Below are 20,596 nucleotides of genomic sequence, written 5' to 3'. Positions count from 1 at the left end.
TGTTCATCGGACTATCGGACAAGCCGAAATCCACAAGAGACGGCGTCGCAAGTCAAGGACCCGGCGCCGCCCGCGCGACCGGCCCCACCCGCACGGCCTACGCCCGCCGCCCGGCTCCGCCGCGCCCTCACCCGTACGGCGTACGTCCGTTCACCGTGCCGTTCGACCGTTCACCGCCGGGCACGGCCGCCCACCGGACGGCCCGGTGCGCTTGGGCGCAACAGCGCCGCAGGACGGTTCCCGGGCGGCTCCGCGCAGGTGAGGGTGGGTGCGACCGCAGCGCCCCGGAAGGAGCCACCCGTGCCGTCCTCCCCCACTCTCCCGCGCACCCGGCCCGAGGCGCTCGCCGCGCTCCAGCGCGAACACGGGCGGGCCCTGTTCGGTTTCCTGCTCGGCCTCACGGCGGGGGACGCGCAGCGCGCCGAGGACCTGGTCCAGGAGACCCTCGTACGGGTCTGGCAGCACCCGGAAGTGCTCGACACGGGACACGAGTCCATGCGCCCCTGGCTGTTCACCGTCGCGCGCCGGCTCGCGATCGACGCCCGCCGCGCCCGCCTCTCCCGGCCGCAGGAGGTCGACCCCGACGGCCTGGAGCAGGCGCCCGCGCCCGAGGACGCGGTGGCGGGCTCGGTCACCGCGATCGACGTCCGGCGGGCGGTGGGCAGCCTGGGCCCGGAGCACCGGGACGTGCTGATGCAGGTGTACTTCCGCGACCGCTCGGTGGCCGAAGCGGCGGCGGAGCTCGGCATTCCGGCCGGAACGGTCAAATCCCGTACGTATTACGCCCTGCGCGCCCTGCGCAAAGGGCTCCAGGGGTACGGGCTCGGTGCCTGAACCGGCTCCGCGGCCCGCCCGGCACGGTCGGGCGGGAGTGGAGAAGCACTCAAGGAGCGCCCGCCATGCGCAGGAACCGGACACGGACCGCATCGATATCGGCACCAGTCCGTTCAAGTTGAGTAAACATCCCCCGTTCCACGAGTCGGCCGGTGAAGGCTCGGGGACGACGGCGGGACGCTCGACGCGCGGGAGAAGGTGGAACGGTGCAGCCCGAGGGTATGAACGGCACCAGTGACGGCGGACTGGCGGTGCCGATGGCATGGCTGTACGCGGAGTACATCGCGGACGAGCTGCTGCGCACGGGGCGGCTGATCCCGGTGAGCACGCTGGAGTTCCGGGCCGGGCGGGACACGCTCGCGCTGACGATCTACCTCTCGGACGCGGCCGGTGAGCTCTCCGGGATCCGGGTGGTCTCCCAGCTGGAGGAGTGGCTCTCGCTGACGGCGTACGGGCACCCCTGGCGGGACTGGGTCGACACCCGGTTCTTGGCGCTGGGCGAGGAGGCCCGCGAGCGCGGCGACGGCGAGGACCCCGATCTGGAGCTGGCCCGGGCGGCCTGGTGCTGGCTGGACCGCACCGAGCTGTTCGCCACCAATCTCGACCCCGGCCGCCACGGGCACGCCGACACCCCCGCGGGGCTGGACGAGAACGCCCGCGTGTGGACCCCGGCCTGGCAGCTCGGCCTCCCCCTCGGCCACCTGGCGATGCACCTCTTCTGAGGGCCGGTGCGGGCTCACCCGGCGGGCGGGGGTTCGGCCGGGTCCGTCACCAGGCCGGTGAAGTCGGCCTCGTTGCGTTCGCAGCGGCCCACGTACCAGCGGGCGATGAGCCACATCACCGGGTACGCCACCAGGCCGAGGGCCACCCACACCACCGGCCCGGCCGGAGCCCTCGGCAGCAGGAAGGCCAGCGGCAGCAGCCCGAGCAGCAGGGCGAGGAGGGCCAGCGCGGCCAGCGCGGCCCGCAGCTGGCTGCGCATCAGGGCCCGTACGTAAGTGGCGCCCAGGGTGGTCTGCTCGGAGATCTCCGAGCGGGCCGGGGTGTGCGCGGGCGGCCGGCGGCGCGTGCCCCGGGGCACACCGGTGACGACCTCCCGGCGGGGCTGCGGCCGTTGCTGGTCCTGCTGCGACATGCCGCCGGATTCTATGCGGCCCCCGGGCTACTTGAGGAGACGGGAGAGCCTGCGGTCGGCGAGCGGCTTGCCCCCGGTCTGGCAGGTCGGGCAGTACTGGAGCGAGGAGTCGGCGAAGGACACCGACCGGACGGTGTCCCCGCACACCGGGCACGCCTCCCCCGCCCGGCCGTGCACCCGCAGCCCGCTCTTCTTCTCCGCCTTGAGCCGGCCGGCGGCCACCCCGCGGGCCCGGTCGACGGCCGCGCGCAGGGTCTCCTCGACCGCCTCGTACAGGTGGGTGACCTGCTCCTCGTCGAAGCTGGAGGCCAGTTTGAAGGGGGAGACCCGGGCCGCGTGCAGGATCTCGTCGCTGTAGGCGTTGCCGATGCCCGCGATCACGCTCTGGTCGCGCAGCACGCCCTTGATCTGCCGGCGTTCGCCCGCCAGCAGCGCGGCGAAGGCGTCCCGGTCGAAGCCCTCGGCCAGCGGGTCGGGGCCGAGCCGGGCGATGCCGGGGACCTCCGCGGGGTCACGCACCACGTAGACGGCGAGGCGTTTCTGGGTGCCCGCCTCGGTGAGGTCGAAGCCCGCGCCGTCCTCCAGTACGAGGCGCAGCGCGAGCGGCCCCTTGCCCGGCCGGGGCGGCTGCTCGGGCATGACGTCCTGCCAGCGCAGCCAGCCGGCCCGGGCCAGGTGCGTGACGAGGTGGAGGTCGCCGAAGCCGAGGGAGAGGAACTTCCCGTACCGGGCGACGGGGCCGGCCCGCTGCCCTTCGAGGGCGGTGAGCGGAGGGTCGTACGTCTTGAGCACGCTGACCGCGAGCGGGAGGACGCGAGCGACCACCCGCCCGGTGAGGTGCTCGTCGAGGAACCCCCGCAGGGCCTCGACCTCCGGCAGCTCGGGCATCCTCCCAGCCTGCCGTGACCGCCGCCGGAACGCGACCCGGCCCCGCCGCGCCGGCGGTCTTCAGCCCATCAGCCCATCACGAACTCGCACCACACGCACTTGCCGCTGCCCCGCGGCTCCACGCCCCAGCCGTCCGCCAGCCGGTCCACCAGCATCAGGCCGCGCCCCGACACCCCCGAGTCCCCGGCCTCCCGGCGGCGCGGCAGGGCGGAGGAGCGGTCCTCCACCTCCACCCGGAGCCGCCGCTCCGGGCCGGTCAGTACCCGCAGGGTCACGATGGCCGGGCCGTCGGTGTGCATCAGGGCGTTCACGATCAGCTCGTCGGCGGCCAGCTCGATCTCGTCGGCCCGGCCCCGGGCGCCCCACGCCCGGACGGCCGCGCCGATCATGTGCCGGGCGGCGACCAGGGCCTCGGGGTCCCCCGGCGCCACGTGCTGCTGGAAGCGGCCGCCGCCCTGCGGGGCGTCCTGGCCCCGGCGGCGCAGCAGGAGCAGCGCCATGTCGTCGTCGCCCCGGTCGTCCACGACCTCGCACAGCCGGTCCGCGAGCCGCTGGAGGTCGCCGGGCCCGCTGCGGACCAGGGCGGCGAGGAAGCGGATGCCGTCGTCCAGGTCCGCGCCGGGCTGTTCGACCAGTCCGTCGGTACACAGCAGGAGCGTTTCCCCGGGGTCCAGTTCGACGGTGGCCACCGGGTAGTCCAGCCGCCCGAACTCGGCGGACAGCCCCAGCGGCATCCCGCCCTCCACCGGCAGCCGGCGGCAGTCCCCGTCGCGGGTGCGCAGCAGCGGGTCGAGGTGGCCGGCGCGGACGATCTGGAGCACTCCGGTGGCGAGGTCGGCCTCCGCGTAGGTGCAGGTGGCGAAGCGGTCGGTGTCCAGTTCGTGGAGGAACACGGAGGCGCGGGCCATCACCGTGGCGGGCGCGTGCCCCTCGGCGGCGTAGGCGCGCAGCACGATGCGCAGCTGGCCCATGACCGCCGCCGCGTGGGTGTCGTGCCCCTGGACGTCGCCGATGACCGCGCCGACGCGGCCTCCCGGCAGGAGGATGATGTCGTACCAGTCTCCGCCGATCTCCTGGCCCATCCGTGCGGACCGGTAGCGGACGGCGATCTCCGCGCCGGGGACGTCCGGGATGCGGCGGGGCAGCATCGCCTGCTGGAGGCCTTCGGCGAGGTCGTGTTCCTGTTCGAGCAGCATGGCCCGCTGGAGGCTCTGGGCGATGCTGCTGCCGAGGGCGACCAGCAGGTTCCGCTCGTCCTGGGTGAAGCCGTCCTTGTCCTGGTAGAGGAGTCCGATGGCGCCGATGGGGCGGGCCTGGGCGATCAGCGGCAGGTAGGCGGCGGCCGAGATCTTCATCGAGGAGATCCTCGCCCACAGGTCGGGGTAGCCCTCGGCGAACTCCTCGGCCGAGTCGAGGAAGCGGGGCTGAAGGGAGCGCACGACTTCGCTCATCGGGTACTGCTCGTCGACGCGGGTGTAGCGGGTGCCGGGGACGAAACTGCCCTCGGGGCCTTCGGCCACCAGGTGGATCCGGCCGGCCTCGACGAGCCCCATGACCATGCCCATCGAGCCGAGCCGTTCCAGGCCGTGGGCGTCGCCGAGGGCGTCGATGACGTCCTTGACGGTCCGGGCGTGGGCGAGGGCGGCGGTGGTGCTCTCGACCACGGAGGTCTGGCGGCGCCGCTCGTCGTCCAGACCGAGTCGCTCGGCCGAGTGGCTGAGCTCCTCGGTCGCGTCGCGGACGATGCCGATGATCCGGTACGGGCGTCCGTCCGGGTCCCGCATGACACGGCCCTGGGTGTGGGTCCAGCGGAGCCGGCCGTCCCGGCAGCGGATGCGGAAGTAGGCGCCGTAGCTGTCGACGCCGCTCTTGAGGGCGCTGGAGACCAGGGCGTCCAGCCGGGTCGCCTCGGCGGGCGGGACGCGGTCGCCGAGCGACTCGGGCCGCCCGTCGTACGCGTCGGGGGGCGTGTCGAAGACGCCGAGGGCGGCCGCGTCCATGTGCATGAGCCCGGTGACCAGGTCCCAGTCGAAACTGCCCATCCGGTTCAGGGACAGCGACCGGTCCGGGTGCGCGGGCCAGTCCTCCGGCGGAGATGCGGTGCTCGGCACCGGTCCACCATGACACAGGGCCCGGTCGGGCGCTCTCCGGCTCAGGCGCTGTCGACGGAGGCGGGCTGGTCGGTGGGCAACGGGGCTGTGGGGGGCTGGTCGGCGGGGGGCTGGTCGGCGGGGGGCTGGTCCGCAGGGGGCTGGTCGGCGGGGGGCTGCTGCTGGTCGGGGGACGGCTGCTGGTGGTCGGGGGAGCCGAAGGGGTCGTACGGCTGCCCGTCCGGGGTGCGCGGCAGCGGCGGGTCGGCCTGGGCGTCGGGCGGGAGCGCGCCGCCGGGGAGGTCGGAGGCGCCGCCGGAGGGGGGCTGCTGGGGGGCGGAGGGGGTGGTGTCGGTACCCGTACCCGTACTCGGGGCGCAGGGGGTGGTGGCCGACGGCCCGGGGGCGCCGGGCGCGCCGGGCCCGGCCGGGGCGGGTGGGGCCTGCGCGCCCGGGGTGGCGAGCGGCGGGGCCTGCTCGTCCAGCGGCACCCCGTTCGCGTCGACGGGCGGCGCCTGCCCGTCCGGGGCGGCGAGGGGCGGGGCCTGCTCGTTCAGCGGCACCCCGTTGGCGTCGACGGGCGGGGCCTGCTCCCCCGGGGTGGCGAGCGGCGGGGCCTGCTCGTCCAGCGGGACCCCGTTCGCGTCGAGCGGTGGGGCCTGCTCGTCGAGCGGGCCGGTCTGCGGGGCCATGGGCGCGGCCGGCTCTCCGGGCGGTCCGGCGGGCGGTCCGGCGGGCGGGAGCTCGGCGCCGGCTCCGGCGGGGGGCGCCCCGGACGACGCGCCGGGCGGGGGCGCCGCCGGAGGCGTGGCCGGGGACCTCGGCGGGGTGGCCCCGGCCGGGCTGTTCGCGTCCGGACCGGCGCAGGGGTCGGCGGGGTCGGGGGGCATCGGCGGCCCGTCGGGGATGCCGGCGGCCGGGTCGTAGGGGGGCGCCACCTTGGGCGTCCGGTCCTGGGCGCCGTCGTCGCCGGTCTTGCGCTCGATCCAGGTGTTGTCCGCGGTGTTCACGATGAACAGCCGGTTGACCGGCTGGGCGGTCGGCTCGATGACGATGACCTGCTGGGGCTGGTAGCCGTTCCACTGGTCGCCCTTGACCACCGGGCTGCCCTTCGTCCCGAGCGGAGGGGCCAGCGGGTTGCCGCAGGCGCACCGGACCCGGGGCATGCCGTGGTCGTCGACGAGGACGGCCGTCCCGGCCTGGAGGACGGCCTGGTAGCCGGCGGCCCGGCCGTCCTGGAAGCCGTGGGCGGTGATGCGGGTGTCGGCGCGCAGGGTCACCGGGGTGAGTCCGCGCAGGAACTCGGGGATCTTGTCCTGTCCCACTCCGGTGGCCTCCGCGAAAGCGCGTGACTTGCCGTCATCGGCCGTCAGGAGGGTCACCTGGCGTTCGACGTCACAGCTGCCGAGCCGGTTGGTCCCGCCGTACAGGCCGGGGGTGGCGGCGCCCACCGTACGGATCCCGCGGCCGCTCGCGTTGGGGCGCGGGGGCTGGACCGGGGCCGACTCGGCGGTGGCGGAGGAGGGGGTGAAGGGGTCGGGTCCGGGGGCGCCGACGGGCTGGAGGGCGAGCTCCTGGGCTTCGGCGGCGGGTCCCCTGGTCTGTTCGGTCTCCGCGCCCGCGCAGCCCGAGGCGAGGAGGCCGACGACCGCCAAGAGGGCCGCGCAGGCCGGTACGTGACGGCGCGGCGCCTGACGGGGTGTCGGTTCGGGCACGTCTTTCACGTGTTTCACGCTGCTCTCTCCCTGTTTGCCCCGGTGTGCACTCCTCTTGTCTGCCCCATCTCCTCCGGCACCGCAACCGGAGCGCCGCGAAGGGCGGATTGAACATGTTCAACGAAGGGCGTAGGGTCGCGAGCAAGAATTGAACGCGTTCAAAGGAGTGGACCGTGGCGGTGCTCGTCAACCTGATCGTCGCCCTCGGGATGTTCTACGTGGTCCCCCTGGGCCTGCGCCTGATCGATCCCGCCGGGCTGCGGCGAGCGGCCCGGCTCTGGCCGCTGGCAGCCGTACCGGGCGCGGTGTGTCCGTGGCTCCCGCGCGGAACGGCCGCCACCGCGCTCGCCGCACTGTACGCCGGGGCCGCCCTGGCCCTGGTGGCGGCCGCCGGGGCCCGGTTCGTACGCGTCGTACGCGCCCGCTCCGGCGGGTCCGGGGGCGGCTGCTCCGCTCCGGCCGAGGCGGCAGTCCTCACGGCGCTCGTCTCGCCCTCGGTCGCCGCGACCGCCCTGGTCGCGGAGCGGGCCGGGTACCGCCTCTTCGGCTTCGACCTGGACGTCCTGGCGTTGACCGTCCCGCACTTCCACTTCGCCGGGTTCACGGCCGCCCTCGTCGCCGGTCTGGTGTGCCGGTCGGCGCCGGGGCGGCGCGGAGCGCGCTGGGCCGCGTACAGCGTCCCGGCCGGGACCCTGCTCGTCCTGCTCGGCTACTTCGTCGACGACTGGGCGGAGCTGGTGGGCGCGGTGGTGCTGACCGCCGGGATGTGGGCGGTGGCGCTGACGACCTGGCGCGAGATCCGGCCCGCCGCGCGCGACCGCACCACCCGGGCGCTGCTGGGCGTCTCGGCGGCGGTCCTGCTGCTCACCATGCTGCTCGCCCTGTGGTGGGCGGCGGGCGAGGCGACCGGGATCGTCCACCCCACACTGACCTGGATGGCCGCCACGCACGGCCTGGGCAACGCGCTCGGCTTCGCGCTCTGCTCGCTGCTGGCGTGGCGCCGGCTGGCCGCCGCGCCCCCGCCGCACCGGCCCGCACACCCCGTGGCCACCGCCCCCGTCGCCCCCGCCGCGCTGTGACCGCTCACCGTACGAGTCCCACGAACGGAGAACCCCCCATGACCCGCCTCACCGGCACCGACCGCAAGACCCTCAGCTACCCCGACCGGGGCGCCACGGCCCGCCTGCCGCTGCCCGCCGGGTACCACCACCTGCGCCACCGCACGCGCGTCGGCGAAGGACGGGCCGCCTTCGAAGCCGCCGGGAGCGCGGTGACCACCTTCCGCGCCCACCGCACCTCGGGCATGCGGGTGCGCACCAGCGCCGCCGATCCGGCGGCCCCCGTCCGGCCGGGCCTGCGGGTCGAGGTGGGGATCGGTCTCGGGCCGGCGCGGATCACCGCTCCCTGCGAGGTGATCTGGACCGCGTACGAGCCCACCCGTACGGGCTTCGCGTACGGGACCCTGACGGGACACCCCGAATGCGGCGAGGAGTCCTTCGTCCTGGACCTCGACGACGACGGCGCCGTCTGGTTCACGGTGACCGCCTTCAGCCGCCCGGACCGCTGGTACACCCGCCTCGCGGGCCCGGTCGTCCCCCTCCTCCAGCACGCCTACGCCAGCCACCTCGGCCGCCACGTGCGCGCCCTGGCCGCCCGCGCCTGATACTGGAGGGGATGGACTGGTTCACGGCGCCCGGTTACTGGCTCGGCCGGCTGGTCTTCCAGCGGGCCCTGGCCGGCGTGTACGTCTTCGCGTTCCTCTCGGCGGCCCTACAGTTCCGGGCGCTGATCGGGACGCGCGGCATGCTGCCCGTCCCCCGCTACCTGCGCTACGTCCCCTTCCGCCAGGCCCCGGGCCTGTTCCAACTGCGCTACTCGGACGGGCTCTTCGCCGGCTGCGCCTGGGCCGGGGCGGCCCTCGCGGCGGCGCTGGCGGCGGGTGCCGGGGACCTGGTGCCGCTGGGGGTGGCCATGGGCATGTGGGCGGTGCTGTGGCTGCTCTACCTGTCGATCGTCAACGTGGGACAGACCTGGTACTCCTTCGGCTGGGAGTCCCTGCTCCTGGAGACCGGTTTCCTGGCCGTCTTCCTGGGCAATGCCCGGGTCGGGCCGCCGGTGCTGGTGCTGTGGCTGCTGCGGTGGCTGGTGTTCCGGGTGGAGTTCGGCGCGGGGCTGATCAAGATGCGGGGCGACGCCTGCTGGCGCAAGCTCACCTGCCTCTACCACCACCACGAGACGCAGCCCATGCCGGGACCGCTGAGCTGGTTCTTCCACCACCTGCCCCGGCCCGTGCACCGGGTGGAGTGCGCGGCGAACCACGTGACCCAACTGGGCGTGCCGGTGCTGCTGTTCACCCCGCAGCCGGTGGCCTCGTACGCCGCCGGGCTGATCGTGGCCACGCAGCTGTGGCTGGTGCTCTCGGGGAACTTCGCCTGGCTGAACTGGGTGACGATCACGATCGCGCTGCCGGCCGTCGACTTCACCGGCCTCGCGGGAGCGCCGCCCGCCGCCGCCTCGCGTGCGGCGCCGGTGTGGTTCGTGGTGCTGGTGTGCGCGGTGACGGTGCTGGTGCTGGTGCTGAGTTGGCATCCGGTGGCCAACATGATCTCGCCGCGCCAGGTGATGAACCGCTCCTTCGACCCGCTGCACCTGGTCAACACCTACGGGGCGTTCGGCACGGTCGGCCGGATCCGCGACGAGGTGGTGGTCGAGGGCACGGCGGAGCGGGTTCCCCGCGAGGACGGGGACTGGCGCGAGTACGGCTTCAAGGGCAAGCCCGGCGATCCACACCGGATGCCGCGCCAGTTCGCCCCGTACCACTTGCGCCTCGATTGGCTGATGTGGTTCGCGGCCCTCTCCCCCGGCTACGCCCGGGACTGGTTCGGGCCGTTCGTGGAGCGGCTGCTGGCGGGCGACCGGGACACGCTGCGGCTGATCCGCCACAACCCGTTCCCGGACGCCCCGCCGCGGTACGTACGGGCCCGGCTGTACCGGTACCGCTTCACCACCTGGCGCGAACTGCGCGAGACGGGCGCCTGGTGGCACCGCACGCTGCTGCGCGAGTACCTGCCGCCGACCCGGCTCGCGGGGTCGCGCCGCTCAGAGCCCGAGTAGGGCGGCCTCCCGCTCGGCCGATATGCCCTTGGCGGGGCGGTCGGGGCGCTGGGGGGCGACGCCGCCCAGCGAGCGGAGCCAGGTCCAGGTGTCGGCGACCGTCTCCTCGATGGGGCGGCACGTCAGACCGGCCTCCAGCGCCTTGGTGACGTCGGCGCCGAACAGGTGGTCGTGGGATTCGCCCTCCGGGATCCAGATCGGCAGTTCGGTCCAGGGCTCGACCCCGGCCGCTTCGATCACGGCGTCGGCGGTCCAGCGGGGGTCGACCGTGGCCCCGGTGGCGGCGGCGCAGGCGTCGATGAGGCTGCCCATGGTGGCGTGGCCGGGCGGCGAGGCCAGGTCGTAGGCCCCGCCGAGACCGGCCTCGGCGGCGTCCAGGGTCCAGCGCGCGAGGTCGCGTACGTCGATGTACTGGATCGGGAGTCCGGGGCGGCCGGGGGCCAGGAGGGGACCGCCGCGCGCGATCCGGTTCAGCCACCAGGGCAGCCGGCCGACGTTCTCGTACGGGCCGAGGATCAGGCCGGCGCGCACGAACAGGGCGCGCTCGCCGAAGGCGGCTCCGGCGGCCAGTTCGGCGCCGCGCTTGTCCTCGGCGTAGCCGGTGGAGTCCGCGTCGGGATCGCCCTCGACCAGCGGGGCGTCCTCGCGCGCTCCGGCCGGGGCGGGGTAGGCGTACACCGAGCAGGTGGAGACGTACGCGTACCGGCCGACGCGGCCGGCCAGCAGGCGGGCGCTGTCGCGCACCGCGGTGGGGGCGCCGCCCCAGGTGTCCACGACCAGGTCCCACTCCCCCTCGGCGAGGGCGGCCAGCCCGCTCGGGGCGGTGCGGTCGCCGTGGAGTGCGGCGGTGCCCGGCGGGGGCGCGTGGTGGCCGCGGTGGAAGACGGTCACCTCCCAGCCCCGGTCCAAGGCGCCTTCGGTGATCGCGCGCCCGACGAATTCGGTCCCACCCAGCATCAGGAGTCTCATGGGTCGAGCGTGCCCGGGCGGGGCGGTCCGGGGAAGGCGTGATCGCCGACAGCGATGACGCTCACGGCGTAGCGGGGAGGGGAACCGGGGGTCCGGGCATGCCGTGCCCCCGTCACCCTGGGGTGCGGGGGCACGCGTGCCGGGCCGGGCCGCGGGGGCCCGGCCGGGGCTGCTAGTCGATGCCGCGCAGGATGTGCGGCTCCGCCAGGTCGTCCTCGTAGCCGGCCAGCCGGATGGGGGCGGAGCGGGCCCAGACTTCGAGGCTGCCGAGTTCGTCGGACCGGGTGCTCGCCCTCCAGCCCGTGCGCTCCATGGTCGGGTCGGTCGTGGTCATCTCAGTCACCGCGCACTCCCTTGTGTCGCGTAACCCGGCGGGCTCTTCCGCGCGCCGGATAGGGAAATCGAAGGTCTTCCGGACGCGGTGGCGCCATGGTGGAGCGGGGCCCGGGTGGGGCTCCTTGCCGTTCAGGTTACACATATGAGCGGGGGTCCGCTCGATGGAACGGTAAAATCCGCGCTGGACCGCTTGTTTTCTCCCCGAGTTCAGGAAGTCGTCCACCGGCGTGTCCACCAGTGCTGGTCTGCTCGGGGCGGTGGCGCGCGAGCGGGGACGACGGAGGGGAGCCGAAGTGGCCAGGACAGGGGTACCCGCGTTCGGCAGTGTCGACGAGCTGATGGTCCTTCTGCACGCCGGTCACGAGGTCCCGGACGCGGCTTCCCGCGACCTCGGACTACAGACTGCGGCGCTGCTGCGCCGTTCGCATCCGTACGACAAGAAGCTCCAGGTCGCCGGACTGGTCCACGGCCCGGGGCCGTTGCTGGTCGGAGAGGGCGCCGGGGAGGCCGCGGGGGCGGGCTCCGATCCGGCCGAGCGCGCGGCGGAGGCCGTCCGTCCGCTGCTGGGCGACCGGGTCGCCCGGCTGCTGCGGCCGTGGGCCCCGGGCGCGGAGGCGGAGGCGCTGCGGCAGGCGGTCGGCGCGGGCCGGGCGGCGGGGCTGGACGCGGGGGTGGTGGAGGACTGGCGCCCGGTGCTGGAACTCGTCGCCGCAGGAGCCTACCGGCGCTGAGGCGCAATACACCCGAACGAGTGAGGGGCGGACGGCTCGCGCCGTCCGCCCCTCCTCTTCCGTGCGTTGCTCCGGCGCCCGCCGGGCCTACCAGTTGGCGGGGGCGTAATCCTTCAGGAAGACTCCGAAGAGGTCCTCGCCCGCTTCGCCCCGGACGATCGGGTCGTAGACGCGGGCCGCGCCGTCCACCAGGTCGAGGGGGGCGTGGAAGCCCTCCTCGGCGAGGCGCATCTTGTCGGGGTGCGGACGCTCGTCGGTGATCCAGCCGGTGTCGACGGCGGTCATCAGGATCTGGTCCTTCTGGAACATCTCCTGCGCGCTGGTGCGGGTCAGCATGTTCAGCGCGGCCTTGGCCATGTTGGTGTGCGGGTGGCCCGCCCCCTTGTAGCCGCGGCTGAAGACGCCCTCCATGGCGGAGACGTTGACCACGTAGCGGCGGCCGGCCTCGGCCGCGGCCATCGCCGGGCGGAGCCTGCTGATCAGGATGAACGGCGCGGTGGAGTTGCACAGCTGTACTTCGAGCAGCTCGATCGGGTCCACCTCGGACACCGTCTGGATCCAGCTGTTGGTGTCGTGCAGGTCGGGGACCAGTCCGCCGGCGTCGATGGCGGTGCCGGCCGCGATCCGGGCCGGGGTGGCGGAGCCGGAGAGTAGCGCGAGGTCGGTGATGTCCTGGGCGCTGAGCTTCTCGCCCTTGCCGCTGGGCAGGGCGGCGACCCGGTCGACCGTGCCGCTGCCGAAGGTGCCGATGACCTCGGAGGCGGGCAGCTCGCCCGCCGGCAGCGGGGCGCTCTCGGCGGCGACGAGCTCGCTGTAGGCGCCCGGGGAGCGGCGTACGGTCTGGGCCGCGTTGTTGATCAGGATGTCGAGCGGGCCCTCGGCGGCCACCGAGTCGGCCAGCGCGACGACCTGGGCCGGGTCGCGCAGGTCGATGCCGACGATCTTCAGCCGGTGCAGCCACTCGGAGCTGTCGGGCATCGCCTTGAAGCGGCGGATCGCGTCGCTCGGGAAGCGGGTGGTGATCGTGGTGTGCGCACCGTCGCGCAGCAGCCGCAGCGCGATGTACATGCCGATCTTGGCGCGGCCGCCGGTGAGCAGGGCGCGGCGGCCGCTCAGGTCGGTGCGGGCGTCGCGGCGCGCCCGGTTGAAGGCGGCGCAGTCCTGGCAGAGCTGGTGGTAGAACGCGTCGACCTCGACGTAACGGGTCTTGCAGATGTAGCAGGAGCGCGGGCGCTGGAGTATCCCGGCGATCGGGCCCTTGACGGCGCTGCTCAGGGCGTTGCCCTGGGTCTCGTCGTCGATGCGCTCGGCGGAGCCGGTCGCGGTCGCCTCGGTGACGGCCTTGTCGTTGGCGGTCTTGGAGGCGCGGCGCTCCTGGCGGCGGCGCTGCTTGACCGTGCGGTAGAGGCCGGCGGTGGCACGGCGTACGGTGATGGCGTCGGGGTGGTCGACGTCGATCTTGTCGAGTTCGTCGAGCACGCTGAGGCAGAGGGCCAGCCGCTCGGGGTCGATGCCCGGCCCGTATGCGTGGTTGTCTTCGGTCACCGTCATGGCCGCTGCCGTTCCCTGTTCGCTCGTCCGCGTCCGCCTGCTGCGGAACTCCCCAAAACCGCCACTGTACGGAGCCGACACGCCCGGGACCAAACCCGTTCACGGTGGGGAGGGGTTCGTCACGTTCCGTAGCGGGTACCCCTTCTGGTGTATGCCGTGAGGATGACTCGACGGTGGATCAAGGGGCCTCGGGGCGGATGTGGCGCGCCCCCGGGTGGGGCATGGTGAATTCATGAGCACCTTGGCCCTCTCGGTCCTCCTCTGCCTGGTGTCCGCCGTCGCGTACGCGGGCGGTGCGATCGTCCAGGAGCACGTCGCGGCGAGCTCCCCCGACGGCTCGTACGCGCCGCTGCGCCGGGCCGGCTGGTGGGCGGCGGTCGCCCTCAACGGCCTCGGCGCGCTGCTGCACGTGCTGGCGCTGGCGTACGGGCCACTGAGCCTGGTCCAGCCGCTCGGGGCGCTGACCATCGTCTTCGCCCCGCCGATGGCGGCGGTGTTCGTCGGGCGCCGGGCGGGTGCGGCGGCCTGGCGCGGGGCGGTGCTGGCCACCGTGGGCCTGGCCGGGCTGCTCGCGCTGACCGGCGGGGACGGTACGGACCGGGCGGTTCTGGCCGGCGCCGAGCGGACCCTCCTGTTGTCGGTGACGGCCGGCGGGGCGGCGCTGCTGCTCCTGGCGGCCGGGCGGGTGCACCGGGCGGTGCTGCGCGGCGTGCTGGTGGCGACGGCGGCCGGTACGGCCTTCGGGATGGCCTCCGTCTTCACCAAGTCGGTGGCCGACACCTTCGAGACGGGCGCCCTGGCCGGGCTGTGGCCGGATCTGGCGGCGATCGCCGTCCTGGCGTCCGGCGGGCTGCTGCTGTCGCAGGCCGCCTACCGGGGTGCCGGGCTGACCGCGCCGCTGGCGACGGTGACCGTGGTCAACCCGGCGGTGGCGGCGGCGGTCGGGATCTCCCTGTTCGACGAGGGCTTCCGGTACGGGACCGCGGGCGCCGTGGCCGCGGCGGCGAGCGCGGTCGTGGCGGCGGCCGGCCTGGTGCTGCTCACGGCCGTGCCGCCGCACGTGCGGGGGTCAGATGCGGACGCCCTTGCCCCGGAGGTACTTGAGCGGGTCGATGTCGGAGCCGTAGCCGGGTGCTGTCCGCATCTCGAAGTGCAGGTGCGGTCCGGTGGTGTTGCCGGTCGAGCCGGAGCGGCCGAGGCGCTGGCCGCCGGAGACCTGCTGGCCGGCCTTGACGCCGAGCGCGGAGAGGTGGGCGTACTGCGAGTACCGGCCGTCGGCGTGCCGGATGACGACCTGGTACCCGTACGCTCCGGCCCAGCCGGCCGACTCGACCGTGCCGGGGCCGACGGCCTTGATGGTGGTGCCGGTGGGCACCGGGAAGTCGACGCCCGTGTGGTAGCCGCTCGACCAGGAGGAGCCCGCGACGTGGTAGGCGGTGCCGAGGGCTGCGTCGACCGGAGCCGTGAAGCCGCCCGAGGCGGGCTTCTGCTCCGCTGAGGGGGGCTTGGCCTGCTCGGCGGGCTTCGGCTGCGGCGCGGGCTTGGCCGCCTGCTCGGCCGGCTTCGGCGCCGGTTTGGCCGACTGCTCGGTCTTCGCGGCGGGTTCCACGGGCTTGACCGGCTCGGCGGTGCGCGGCGGCTTCTCGGGGTTCTGCGCGGGCGGGGCCACCGGGGCGGTGGTGACGCGCAGGGTGAGCCGCTGTCCCGGGAAGATCAGGTCGGGGTTGCCGCCGACCGTGGCCCGGTTCGTCTCGTACAGCGCCTGCCAGCCGCCCTCGACGTGCTGCCGGCCGGCGATCGTGGACAGGGAGTCGCCGGGCGCGACGACGTACGGGTTCGGCAGGACGGTCGTGCCGGTCGGGGTGGGCGTGGACACCGGCGTGGCCGGGGTGCCGGATGCCGTGGGGGCGCCGGTGGTGGCCTTGGTCGCCTGGAGCCGGTCCATGGGCGCCTGCTGCTTCGGCAGCTTCGGGGTGGTGCCCGTGCTGCCTGCGTTGGCTGTGGTGCCCGTGGTGCCCGTCGCGGGCGCCGGACCGCTGCGGCTGAGTCCGGACTGCGGGCCGCAGACGGGCCAGGCCTGGGGACCCTGCCCCTTGAGGACCTTCTCCGCGACCGCGATCTGCTGGGCCTTGGTCGCCAGGTCGGCGCGCGCGGCGAAGGCGGTGCCGCCGAAATCGCGCCAGGTGCTCTGGCTGAACTGCAGCCCGCCGAAGTAGCCGTTGCCGGTGTTGATCTTCCAGTTGCCGGTCGCCTCGCACTCGGCGACCTTGTTCCAGGTGTCCACGGAGGCGGCGTGCGCCACTCCCCCGGCGACGAGCGGGAGCGCGATCCCCGCACCACCCGCGGTGACGGCGAGCGAGGCCCGGTTGATGCTGCTCGGCTGATACCGGCGATGCCGGCCCCGTACACCCATGGGAGCCCCCTTGAAGACATGCAGGAACCGCACAACCTAACGGCGCCCCTCGCCGCTGGCAAGTGCCACAACCAGCCGCACTCGGACTGGAGTTGGGGCCGCCGAACGAAGGAGCGAGGTCACGCGGGCCGAGGTGCCGGGGGTACGGGATTACGGGGCTACGGGAATTCCGGGCCGGGAACGGCCGGGACCCTCAGCTCAGCGGACCCGGCTGCGGGATCGGCGCGGGCCCGGGCGGCGGGGGCACCGGATCGGGCTCGGGGACGGGCGCGGGCACCGGCGGCACCGGCTGCGGCACGGGCCCGGGGCCCGGTGCCGGTCCGGGGCCCGGCACGGGCGGGAACGGCGCCGGGACCGGATCCGGCTCGGGCACCGGGGGCTGCGTCTGCTCTGCGTTTCGCACCATGGACCCCACCTTCCCCCGATCCGTTCCCGTACGCCTCTCAGCCCGCCGGGGGCAGCGCCCCCAGGCGCAGGGCGGCGGCCAGGCCGGGGCGGGGGCTGGAGAGGACGGGCACACGGGTGCGGACGAGCGCGGCGGCCCCGGCCATGGAGGCCTGGGCCAGCACGATGACGTCCGCGTCGGCCACGGCGTCGGCCGCGTCGGCCACCGCCGCGAGGTAACCGGCGGCGTCACCGGCCTCGAAGAGCTCCCAGGCCCCGTCGACGAGGTGCGTACGGATGGTCAGCGGCCGGCCGTCGGCCTCCTCGGCCAGCAGCTCCCCGGTCGGCGCGAGCGTCGACGCGACGGTGGCCAGTACGGCGATCCGCGGCCCCGTCCGGACGGCCTCGGCCGCCATCGGCCGGTCCACCCGGAGCACGAGGGCGCCGACGGCGGGCGCGAGGGCCTCGGCGACCGCCCCGAGCGTCGAGCAGGTGACCAGCACCGGCCCGCCCGCGCCCCCGAGCAGCCGGCGCAGCTCCGGGACCACCGACTCCGGGCCCCGCTCGCGGGCCCGGTCCAGCAGTTCCGGGACCACCAGGTGCCGCAGGACGGCGCCGGGGTGGTCCCGGTCGCGCAGCGCGTCGAAGACCGGCACGTGCACCGGGGAGGTGTGGAGCAGCGTCAGCCCGGTCACCACAGCGCCGGGTCGTCCGCCAGCTGCGTCTTGGCCGCCTCGACCACCTCGGCCGGGGCCTCGGGCGCCTGGTCGGGATGCTTGGCGGCCCAGCTCGCCGCGTAGGGGCACAGCGGCACGACCGGAACGCCCTCGGCCGCGGCGATCCCGTAGAAGGCCTTCACCAGGTCCCCGGCGATGCCCCGCCCCTCGTGCCCCGGCTCGACCACCGTGTGGACGGCCACCAGCGCGTGGGGCTCGGCGGCGAGGACGAAGTAGGCGATGAAGCCGACCACCTCGCCGCCCTCGACGGCCAGCAGCCGCCCGGCCTTCCGCTCGTCGCGCACCTCGATCGCCATGTCCCCGACTCCCCTCAGCCAGCCACCGCGTGGGGGCTGCGCTCCTGATCCGTACCCGGCACCGGGGCGGACGGATCCGCCCCGAGTTCGACGATCTTATTGTCCGCGTCGACGTGCACGACGCGCGGCACGAACGCCCGCGCCTCCGCGTCGTCGACCTGCGCATAACTGATCAGGATGACCAGGTCCCCGGGATGCACGAGATGCGCGGCAGCCCCGTTGATCCCGATGACCCCGGACCCCCGCTCACCTTCGATGACGTAGGTCTCCAACCGCGCCCCGTTGGTGATGTCCACGATGTGGACAAGCTCCCCGGGCAACAGATCGGCCGCGTCGAGCAACTCGGCATCGATGGTCACGGACCCGACGTAGTGCAGGTCGGCCTGCGTGACGGTGGCCCGGTGAATCTTGGACTTGAACATGGTCCGAAACATGAAGAGGCTCCCAAAAGGTCTGCTCCCTGCCTGCTTCCCGCAGGTCAAGGGCGTCTCCGGAGCCTACAACGATTCACATGCGCGGTCAGCTCTTGCCAAGCCTTTCAAGGGGCATCGCCTGCGATCCGCGACCGAGAACCAAACCCTTGTTCGGTGAGCCTGACTACCGGCCATAGTCCGCGCCCCCCCACAGTCCCCTGCGGCACGCCTCCACCTCGCACCCTCATAACACTGATCGCCAGTTATTGCAATACTCTCTATCGGATTGAGTGAAGACAGCCTGCTGATACGTGGTTAGTTTTCCCAACTCCCGCCGTGAGTCCACAAGTTCGACGTCGACTCGTGAGAGTGAACACTCGACACCGAGGCCCACGGCGGTGTGGGCGGGTGCCAGGATTCCGCTCGTTCACTTAACAAGCTCAGGCGGTGCGGGAGTTGACCGGCTGGTCGATGCTGCCACGTCTCTCCTGAAGGGCCTCAGCCATGCGTTCTCCTGCGGAATCCCCTCGTTCGGGTGACGATCGGATGAAGTGCCATCCTCGTTGCCGGATCAGTATTTGGATCACTTTGGCCAGGCTCGCGCTTGTGAGCCTGGGTCTGTTCACCGACAACCCCGCCGTGCGTGTGGCGCACAGGGTCGCCGTCTGGCTGTCTGGCCACATCCGGGAATCCGAGTGATGTAAGGATGCACATGCCTGAAACCTTCACCGAAGGTCCATTTCCGCTGCCCGCTTCCAGAGAGGTACAAGAAAAATGGATTGAGGCAGTGTTGGCCACGGACGGGGTCAACCTTCCCCGAGGCGCACTGGAGAATGTAGCCCCCTTCATCGCCAACCCGGGTGAGATGCTCGGAGATCCGGGCTCCGATGGCGTCCGACGGCTCAAGGGCGCTGCGGTGCGGCGCATCCGCACGGATGCCGGTGAGATGCTGGTGGCGATCGTCCGCATGCATGGTGTCGGGGGAGTGCTGTGGAGCCACAATGAGCGCATCAGTTCGATCTGGCGTTCCCTGGCGGACCCTACGGTGGCGCAGGGGACCGAAAAGACGCTGGCCTCCGTGCAACCCTGGAGTCATGTCGATGACGAAGGGCGCGAACACTTCTTCGCAGCCCTAGAGAGTTCCGTACCGACCCGGCAGGCATTGATCATGGATGCCGAAGATGCTGCGGACGCCCTGTTGAAGTACGACCGGCTACGAAAGTACGACCTCGGCGAGGATCTAGTCCTCAATGGGCAGCAGGAGCCCGGCATGTACGTTCCACAGCACATCCGCTTGCAGGACAATCCGGAGCTGGACGCGGCAGGGAATCCCCTCTATCCGGGGGCGTATTGGGGATGGATGGCGGTCCGTGGAAATAATCGAACACAGAAGCGTCAATCCATCTTCCGAGTGAGCTCCGGTGAGGTACTCACCGGGGTCCCGGCCGAAAAGCTGGGGCGAGCCGAGGGTGGCATCGTCTGCGACCCACAGGTTTGGCTGGCTGAATTCTCTACTCTACTCAACCAGGAATACGGCGCCTCGGAAGAGGACTTGGACCCGAAGTCCGGCACGCGGGCGCACCGAGCCGCGGCAATCGCCGTCGTGGAAGCACATCTCGTCATCGGTACGCCGACCCCACAGCGCCTCTACCGCATCGTGCAGATGAGCAACCGTCGCGACCACGTGAACCCCCCGCTGGAGTTCGATGCCGTTGGTCGTTCCCGCGCCCTCGGGCGTGGTGTTCTGGGGATGTACGTCGCACGACAGCTCATGGACGAGAAGACTGCAGAGGTGCTGTCCGGGCTGGCGCCCATCCGTGAACTCCCTGGCGCCGCAACCAACATGTCGGTCTCAGAATTGCGTGATCGGCGTGCCATGGCACTGCTGCAGGCTCTGTTTCCCACCGACCCACAGAAGCGTCTCCTTCTTCAGCGGGCACTCAGCGAGAATCCGCCGTCCCAGCTGAAGGCGACCGAGATCCACCAGCGCGCCCGGGCCTGGTCGGCCCTCACGTCCGAGAGCTACCCGAAGCCGTGGAATCCGAGGGTCGGCGAGATCTTCACCACCAAGATCAGGGACGGCGTGGTCCTCTCTGGACGCTCACTGCCTGAGCTCCTGGCGGCCGCTCACACCGACAACGACGCGTTTGAGGAGTTGATCTCTTACCGCGCGGTGCACTGGCTGGCCTCCTTCGCCCTAGTGGAACCCGACCGCGGCTCTCTAGACGGCCAGGGGGCGTTCGACGACGCGGGTGGGCGCGTGGCCAGGGAGCGGCGGACGGTGACGAACGTCCTACAAGCGCTGCGCCATGAAAAGAAGCGGATGATGGCGGTCGGCGTCCTCAGGGCGCTGGTTGCGGCGATGGATGACGGGGACCGCAAGCCATGGCGGGTCAGCAGCCATGGCGTGGAGCGACCGGGCCATGAGATGACGCGCATCTGGTTCGACATGGAATTCCCCAAGGAGATGGGCACTCGGCCTCGCAAGGTGCCCGTTCCCTCTCCCATCCCGCCGCCCACCACCTCCACTCCGCAGGCCGCGCACCCTGCGCGGGAGCAAATTTGGGTCCAGGCGGAGACTGGTCCCCCCGCGCTCTCCGGAACCGCCGGTCGTGCCGCTGCACTACCCGCCCAGGGGACGCAGGTTGTCCATCCCGCGCAGCCGGCGGTGCCAGCCAGCCTTCCACCGAGTCTGCCTGCGACGGACGCCTTGATGGTGAAGATCGAGGAACTGATCCACGCTGTCGGTGACGGATCGACCGAAATCAGTCGGCTACTCCAGGAGCTGAAAAACCGGGCGAAGGACTCCGCGACGGCTCCGCCCATCGCCCGTGGCCGCGCTGACGCCGCCGTACGCCGTCTTAACCAGACCCTGGGCCGCCTACGCGAACTGCCCGAACTAGTCGAGTCGTTGGCAGAAACGGAGTGACTGGGGCCACCGGGGCCGGCCTGGACCAGCCCACTGTGGCCTTGCCACCAACGGTGATCGA

The 20,596-nt window shown here is 73.0% G+C and carries 18 protein-coding genes and 1 pseudogene; 8 read left to right on the top strand and 11 right to left on the bottom strand.

The window, feature by feature from the left end:
• Window positions 1-300 precede the first annotated feature (300 nt).
• Window positions 301-834: a sigma-70 family RNA polymerase sigma factor gene (locus ACZ6ZT_RS00580; RefSeq protein ID WP_469714151.1), complete on the top strand. Its 534-nt coding sequence runs from the start codon at window positions 301-303 to the stop codon at window positions 832-834.
• Window positions 835-1,055: 221 nt separating this feature from the next.
• Window positions 1,056-1,556 carry a hypothetical protein gene (locus ACZ6ZT_RS00575; RefSeq protein ID WP_469714148.1) on the top strand — a complete coding sequence of 167 codons (501 nt, stop codon included), beginning with the start codon at window positions 1,056-1,058 and terminating at the stop codon, window positions 1,554-1,556.
• A gap of 14 nt (window positions 1,557-1,570) precedes the next feature.
• Here the strand turns inward: ACZ6ZT_RS00575 and ACZ6ZT_RS00570 are convergent, their stop codons facing one another.
• The 4 genes from ACZ6ZT_RS00570 to ACZ6ZT_RS00555 form a co-directional block, all read right to left on the bottom strand.
• Window positions 1,571-1,969: a hypothetical protein gene (locus tag ACZ6ZT_RS00570; protein ID WP_469714146.1), complete on the bottom strand. Its 399-nt coding sequence runs from the start codon at window positions 1,967-1,969 to the stop codon at window positions 1,571-1,573.
• A gap of 27 nt (window positions 1,970-1,996) precedes the next feature.
• Window positions 1,997-2,857, bottom strand: a complete 861-nt coding sequence (locus ACZ6ZT_RS00565; protein ID WP_469714144.1) for an Fpg/Nei family DNA glycosylase — start codon at window positions 2,855-2,857, stop codon at window positions 1,997-1,999.
• Window positions 2,858-2,925: 68 nt separating this feature from the next.
• The gene (locus tag ACZ6ZT_RS00560) at window positions 2,926-4,899 is read right to left on the bottom strand and encodes a SpoIIE family protein phosphatase (protein ID WP_469714984.1); all 1,974 of its coding nucleotides are present in this window, start codon (window positions 4,897-4,899) and stop codon (window positions 2,926-2,928) included.
• A 110-nt stretch (window positions 4,900-5,009) separates the two neighbouring features.
• On the bottom strand, window positions 5,010-6,680 hold the full coding sequence (locus ACZ6ZT_RS00555; protein ID WP_469714142.1) for a DUF6777 domain-containing protein: 1,671 nt from the start codon (window positions 6,678-6,680) through the stop codon (window positions 5,010-5,012).
• A gap of 155 nt (window positions 6,681-6,835) precedes the next feature.
• Between ACZ6ZT_RS00555 and ACZ6ZT_RS00550 the strand changes: the two genes are divergently transcribed.
• From ACZ6ZT_RS00550 to ACZ6ZT_RS00540, 3 genes are read left to right on the top strand one after another with little or no spacing between them, the layout of a single operon-like run.
• The gene (locus ACZ6ZT_RS00550) at window positions 6,836-7,741 is read left to right on the top strand and encodes a YndJ family protein (RefSeq protein ID WP_469714140.1); all 906 of its coding nucleotides are present in this window, start codon (window positions 6,836-6,838) and stop codon (window positions 7,739-7,741) included.
• A gap of 38 nt (window positions 7,742-7,779) precedes the next feature.
• Window positions 7,780-8,325, top strand: coding sequence for a DUF1990 family protein (locus tag ACZ6ZT_RS00545; RefSeq protein WP_469714138.1), 546 nt, complete (start codon window positions 7,780-7,782; stop codon window positions 8,323-8,325).
• Between the two features lie 11 nt (window positions 8,326-8,336).
• Complete coding sequence (locus tag ACZ6ZT_RS00540; protein ID WP_469714136.1) at window positions 8,337-9,776, top strand: lipase maturation factor family protein; 1,440 nt, start codon at window positions 8,337-8,339, stop codon at window positions 9,774-9,776.
• Here ACZ6ZT_RS00540 and ACZ6ZT_RS00535 read toward each other — a convergent pair.
• Together ACZ6ZT_RS00535 and ACZ6ZT_RS00530 are read right to left on the bottom strand one after the other, a co-directional pair.
• Window positions 9,762-10,745: an NAD-dependent epimerase/dehydratase family protein gene (locus tag ACZ6ZT_RS00535; RefSeq protein ID WP_469714134.1), complete on the bottom strand. Its 984-nt coding sequence runs from the start codon at window positions 10,743-10,745 to the stop codon at window positions 9,762-9,764. The two genes, ACZ6ZT_RS00540 and ACZ6ZT_RS00535, sit on opposite strands and share 15 nt — an antisense overlap.
• A gap of 172 nt (window positions 10,746-10,917) precedes the next feature.
• The gene (locus ACZ6ZT_RS00530) at window positions 10,918-11,088 is read right to left on the bottom strand and encodes a hypothetical protein (RefSeq protein ID WP_469715038.1); all 171 of its coding nucleotides are present in this window, start codon (window positions 11,086-11,088) and stop codon (window positions 10,918-10,920) included.
• Window positions 11,089-11,419: 331 nt separating this feature from the next.
• On the opposite strand from ACZ6ZT_RS00530, the gene ACZ6ZT_RS00525 reads away from it, so the two are divergent.
• Window positions 11,420-11,812, top strand: coding sequence for a hypothetical protein (locus ACZ6ZT_RS00525; RefSeq protein WP_469714982.1), 393 nt, complete (start codon window positions 11,420-11,422; stop codon window positions 11,810-11,812).
• 87 nt (window positions 11,813-11,899) lie between these two features.
• Here the strand turns inward: ACZ6ZT_RS00525 and ACZ6ZT_RS00520 are convergent, their stop codons facing one another.
• On the bottom strand, window positions 11,900-13,363 hold the full coding sequence (locus tag ACZ6ZT_RS00520; protein WP_469714132.1) for an SDR family NAD(P)-dependent oxidoreductase: 1,464 nt from the start codon (window positions 13,361-13,363) through the stop codon (window positions 11,900-11,902).
• Between the two features lie 232 nt (window positions 13,364-13,595).
• Here ACZ6ZT_RS00520 and ACZ6ZT_RS00515 point away from each other — a divergent pair.
• Window positions 13,596-14,333 (top strand): annotated as a pseudogene (locus ACZ6ZT_RS00515) (DMT family transporter); the annotation flags it as partial.
• A gap of 99 nt (window positions 14,334-14,432) precedes the next feature.
• Here ACZ6ZT_RS00515 and ACZ6ZT_RS00510 read toward each other — a convergent pair.
• The 4 genes from ACZ6ZT_RS00510 to panD all read right to left on the bottom strand — a co-directional run bounded on the left by ACZ6ZT_RS00510 (window position 14,433) and on the right by panD (window position 17,627).
• Window positions 14,433-15,776, bottom strand: a complete 1,344-nt coding sequence (locus ACZ6ZT_RS00510) for a transglycosylase family protein (protein ID WP_469714130.1) — start codon at window positions 15,774-15,776, stop codon at window positions 14,433-14,435.
• 443 nt (window positions 15,777-16,219) lie between these two features.
• Window positions 16,220-16,858, bottom strand: coding sequence for an aspartate/glutamate racemase family protein (locus tag ACZ6ZT_RS00505; RefSeq protein WP_469714128.1), 639 nt, complete (start codon window positions 16,856-16,858; stop codon window positions 16,220-16,222).
• Window positions 16,852-17,193 (bottom strand): GNAT family N-acetyltransferase, encoded by a 342-nt coding sequence (locus ACZ6ZT_RS00500; RefSeq protein ID WP_469714126.1) that lies wholly within the window; start codon window positions 17,191-17,193, stop codon window positions 16,852-16,854. Before ACZ6ZT_RS00500 ends, ACZ6ZT_RS00505 begins: the two co-directional genes overlap by 7 nt.
• Window positions 17,194-17,207: 14 nt before the next feature.
• Window positions 17,208-17,627 carry an aspartate 1-decarboxylase gene (gene panD / locus ACZ6ZT_RS00495; protein ID WP_469714124.1) on the bottom strand — a complete coding sequence of 140 codons (420 nt, stop codon included), beginning with the start codon at window positions 17,625-17,627 and terminating at the stop codon, window positions 17,208-17,210.
• A 691-nt stretch (window positions 17,628-18,318) separates the two neighbouring features.
• Here panD and ACZ6ZT_RS00490 point away from each other — a divergent pair.
• A complete protein-coding gene (locus ACZ6ZT_RS00490) occupies window positions 18,319-20,535 on the top strand; it encodes a hypothetical protein (RefSeq protein WP_469714122.1) in 2,217 nt (738 codons plus the stop codon).
• Window positions 20,536-20,596 lie beyond the last annotated feature (61 nt).

The sequence above is a fragment of the Streptomyces sp. NPDC102258 genome, from assembly GCF_055584685.1.
This window is presented reverse-complemented; position numbering and strand designations above follow the sequence as displayed.